This window comes from Thermomonas sp. (assembly GCF_035369645.1).
Taxonomy (GTDB): domain Bacteria; phylum Pseudomonadota; class Gammaproteobacteria; order Xanthomonadales; family Xanthomonadaceae; genus Thermomonas.
The window spans coordinates 56,191-60,242 of record NZ_DAOOUM010000003.1; the positions used below are offsets into that span (position 1 = coordinate 56,191).

7 protein-coding genes are annotated in these 4,052 nt (G+C 61.9%); all 7 read right to left on the bottom strand.

Annotation, left to right across the window (positions count from 1 at the left end):
* A partial coding sequence (locus tag PK789_RS01235) for a KUP/HAK/KT family potassium transporter (protein WP_324306516.1) occupies positions 1–401 on the bottom strand: 401 nt, incomplete at its 3' end.
* A 21-nt stretch (positions 402–422) separates the two neighbouring features.
* Positions 423–1,007, bottom strand: coding sequence for a Holliday junction branch migration protein RuvA (gene ruvA, locus PK789_RS01240; protein ID WP_288968670.1), 585 nt, complete (start codon positions 1,005–1,007; stop codon positions 423–425).
* Positions 1,004–1,540, bottom strand: coding sequence for a crossover junction endodeoxyribonuclease RuvC (gene ruvC / locus PK789_RS01245; RefSeq protein WP_223626237.1), 537 nt, complete (start codon positions 1,538–1,540; stop codon positions 1,004–1,006). Before ruvC ends, ruvA begins: the two co-directional genes overlap by 4 nt.
* A gap of 24 nt (positions 1,541–1,564) precedes the next feature.
* Positions 1,565–2,290, bottom strand: coding sequence for a YebC/PmpR family DNA-binding transcriptional regulator (locus tag PK789_RS01250; protein ID WP_223626235.1), 726 nt, complete (start codon positions 2,288–2,290; stop codon positions 1,565–1,567).
* A 34-nt stretch (positions 2,291–2,324) separates the two neighbouring features.
* On the bottom strand, positions 2,325–2,972 hold the full coding sequence (locus tag PK789_RS01255) for an esterase/lipase family protein (RefSeq protein ID WP_223626233.1): 648 nt from the start codon (positions 2,970–2,972) through the stop codon (positions 2,325–2,327).
* Positions 2,973–2,974: 2 nt separating this feature from the next.
* Positions 2,975–3,496 (bottom strand): GNAT family N-acetyltransferase, encoded by a 522-nt coding sequence (locus tag PK789_RS01260; RefSeq protein ID WP_223626231.1) that lies wholly within the window; start codon positions 3,494–3,496, stop codon positions 2,975–2,977.
* Between the two features lie 121 nt (positions 3,497–3,617).
* Positions 3,618–4,052, bottom strand: a 435-nt coding sequence (locus tag PK789_RS01265) for an amino acid--tRNA ligase-related protein (RefSeq protein ID WP_324306517.1), incomplete at its 5' end; no start/stop codon positions are given.

The following is a 4,052-nucleotide window of genomic DNA, read 5'->3' on the forward strand; positions in this document are numbered from 1 at the left end:
GGGGTAATCACGCCATCACCAAAAAACAGGGACGCCCCGAAAATCCCGAGAATGCCCACCACATAAGCCGAGCGCGAGCCATTGCGCAACGTGCGCTGCGTCAAGGCCATCAGCGCCATGATGCCGCCTTCGCCATCATTGTCGGCACGCATGATGATCGTCACGTACTTGAGCGTCACCATGGTCATGATGGCCCAGAAAATCAACGAAAGCAGGCCAATCACGGTGTCGTGGTTGTTGACCAACCCATAGTGCGGAGTAAACGCTTCTTTCAACGTGTACAGCGGACTGGTACCGATATCGCCGAACACCACGCCGATGGCACCGACGATCAGCGCAAGCCCGGCGGAGTGCCCCTCTGTATGGCTGTGCTGTTCGGGACTGGATTGTGCGGAAGTCATAGTGATACCTACAGCCGTCTGTCAACGCAGCGCAGACTGCAATGCTTTACGGATGATGGCGGGGGCATCGTCGCCCGCGCCTGCAGATTTTTTCGCCATGCGCTCGGCATCGGCAGGTTTGTAGCCCAACGCCTGTAGCGCGATGATGGATTCGGCCACCGGGTCACCCGGCAATGCGGTGCTGCCTGAGCCAGCGCTGCCCAAGTCGGTGGCACGGTCGCGCAGTTCCACCAGCATGCGCTCTGCGGTTTTTTTGCCGATGCCGGGAATGCGGGTGAGTGCGGCGACATCGCCGTTTTGGATCAGCCGTACAAACTCATCCACCGATGCGCCCGACAGCACCGCCAGCGCAATTTTGGCGCCGATGCCGGAGACTTTCTGCACATCGCGAAACAAGCGGCGCTCGGTTTCGCGCAAAAACCCGTACAGCGACACGCTGTCTTCCTTTTGCGCGTAGTGGGTGAACAAAAACACCTCGCGCCCCAACTCCGGCAAGTCGTAGAACGTGCTCATCGGCGCCTCCAACTCATAGCCAACGCCGTGCACGTCCACCACCAGCCACGGCGGCGCCTTGTGGATCAGGATGCCTTTCAATCGTCCAATCATCGCCGACCCCTGCCCTTGCGTGCCCATGCCGTGCGTGCGACCACGCCCAAGCGCTGTGCACTGGCGCGCACATGCGCATGCGTAATCGCCACTGCCAGCGCGTCGGCCGCATCGGCCTGCAACTTGCCGGACAAGCCCAGCATCACCGCCACCATATGTTGCACCTGTTGCTTGTCGGCCGCGCCACTGCCCACCAGCCCCAGTTTGATCTCTTTTGCGGCGTATTCGCTCACTGGCAAATCACGCGCCACGCAAGCGGCCACCGCCGCACCGCGCGCCTGCCCCAGTTTGAGTGCACTCATGGCATTGTTGGACAGGAACACCTGCTCCACGGCCACTTCATCGGGCGTGTATTCCTCGATCAAGGCCCACAAGCCATCCAGTAATAATCGCAGGCGCAGCGGAAACGTTTCCGCATCCAGCAATACCAGCGGCTGATGATGCACATGGCTCACCTTGCCAGTGGCATCAACATCAATGATGCCCACGCCAGTGCGCTGCGAACCGGGGTCGATCCCAAGGATGCGAGTCACGACGCAGGTTGACCGATTGCCGTGTTACGCAGCGCCGCCGAAATCGGCGTTGGCATAGACGTTTTGCACGTCATCCATATCTTCCAGCCACCGCAGCAGCTTCTGCACTTGCTCGGCCACTTCGCCTTCCACCGGACTGTCGTTGTCGGCACGCATGGTGATTTCAGCGTAGCCCGGCGCAAGCCCGGCGGCCTCCATCGCCGCCTTGACCGATGCAAATGCATCGGGCGAGGTCAATACGTCGATGGCGCCATCTTCCGGGTACACCACGATATCGTCGGCACCGGCTTCAATCGCCGCCTCGGTGATAGCGTCCTCATTGGCACCGGCGTCATAGCTGAGCACGCCCAGCTTCTTGAACATGAAGGCTACCGAGCCTTCGTTGCCCATATTGCCGCCAAACTTGCCAAATGCATGTCGTACATCGGCCACCGTGCGCACACGATTGTCGGTCAGGCAGTCCACAATCACCGCCACCCCGCCCGCGCCATAGCCTTCGTAGCGGATTTCCTCGTAGGACACGCCTTCCAGCTCGCCGGTGGCTTTCTTGATGGCGCGCTCGATCACGTCCTTGGTCATGTTGACGTCAAGGCCCTTGTCGATCGCCGCACGCAAGCGCGGGTTGCCATGCGGGTCGCCCCCGCCGCTGCGCGCAGCGACTGAAATTTCACGGATGATCTTGGTGAAAATCTTGCCGCGCTTCGCATCCACTGCGTTCTTGCGGGCTTCGATGGAGGGGCCACGTCCCATAGATGTACTTCCGGCCGAAAGGCGAAGCCGCGAATTATACGTCTGCTGCTCGACTGGTGTGCTCGGAAGTGGGCGCAAACTGGCCGTGATGTAAAAAATGGCCGGTTTGCCTTGCCGCGCTGTGCGATAACACCAGCCCGGAATGGCTGCAAGGCAGCGCGACATGGTCAGCCAGCCACGGGAGCCGGGTTTCCTCCAAAGCCACGGTGCCATCCGAACGCTCCTTGAAGTGCGCAAACAGGCAACCCATCCCACGCGGTGCGATACCTGCCACCACACCTACCTCGGCAGTACCGCGCCACTCCGCCACACCCGTTTGCAACAGACCGGCACTTCGGCCCAGCAGCGGGCGCGCCCACGGCAACGCCGCCACGCATCGCGCCGTTTCGCTGCCACGCAGAGGCGATCCAAGGCACACCACACGCTGCACGCGGGGATGTTCTGCTTGCTGCAATGCAGTGAGTGCAATCAGCCCGCCTAGGCTATGCCCTACCAAGGCATCGGGTGGCTGCGCCAAGAGCCGCTTCCGCAAGCGTGGCAACGCAAACTCCGGCCCTTCCCATACGCTTGAATAGTCAAAAAGTTCGGTGGCAAACCCCTGCTTGCGCAAGCGCAAGGCCAGCGGCAGCAACCACCACGAAGCGTTGAGCAGGCCATGCACCAACAGCACACGGGGCTGCATGATCAGCGGGCCAAGCGCCGATACATGAACTCGCGGTCGCGCTGCTCACCCACGATAAAGTGGTATTCGCCGGCAAATTCGAATCCATAGCGGGCGTAGAAACGCTGCGCGCCGTAGTTTTCCGACCACACCGATAACCATAAGATCCGTGGGCCATCGGCCAGCAGCCACGCCAGCATCGCGTCCATCAGTGCGCGCCCGGCACCACTGTTTTGCGCATCGCCGCGCAGGTACAGGCGCTTGATTTCGCCATCCTCAGCGCGCACGTCGGCGTGCGGCAACCCGCAGGGGCCGGCCTGCGCGTAGCCAATGGCCTGACCGTCGCGTTCGGCCAGCCACAGCGCATACGGGGAATCGGCGGACAATAGCGCGGCGTAGGCGGCCTCGCTGTGGCTTGCGTCGAGAAACGCCTGCAAATCTTCCGGCGTGTACAGATGGCCGAAGGTTTCGATGAAGGTAAACGTGCCCAGCGCGGCCAAGGTGGCGGCGTCGGCGGGGGTGGCTCGGCGAATCAAAGCCTGCACGATGGCACTCCTGGCGCGGGCGACATGGCATCACTGCTCCCCGGCGCGGGCGAACATCCTGTTCGACGCGCCGCCGTGCGCCATCCATGGCGCACTTTACGCAGTGACGCCATATCACCCATCACACTGATTCGCGCGTCCGAACCGCCACATGCACCTCGGCCAACTGCGCATCGGCGATGGGTGACGGCGCATCGGTCATCAGACACTGGGCGCCGGTGGTTTTGGGGAAGGCGATCACGTCACGAATGGAGTCGCTGCCGGCCATCAGCGCGGCGATGCGGTCGATGCCAAACGCAATGCCGCCATGTGGCGGTGCGCCGTATTTCAGTGCATCCAGCAGGAAGCCGAACTTGCCGCGCTGTTCTTCTTCGCCAATGCCCAGCAATTCAAACACCGCGCTTTGCAGCTTTGAATTGTGGATGCGGATCGAGCCACCGCCAATCTCGTTGCCGTTCAGCACCATGTCGTAACCACGGCTCACCGCGGTCTTGGCGTGGGCACGCAGATCGTCGATGGAATCCACCGCCGGCGCGGTGAACGGGTGATGCAGGGC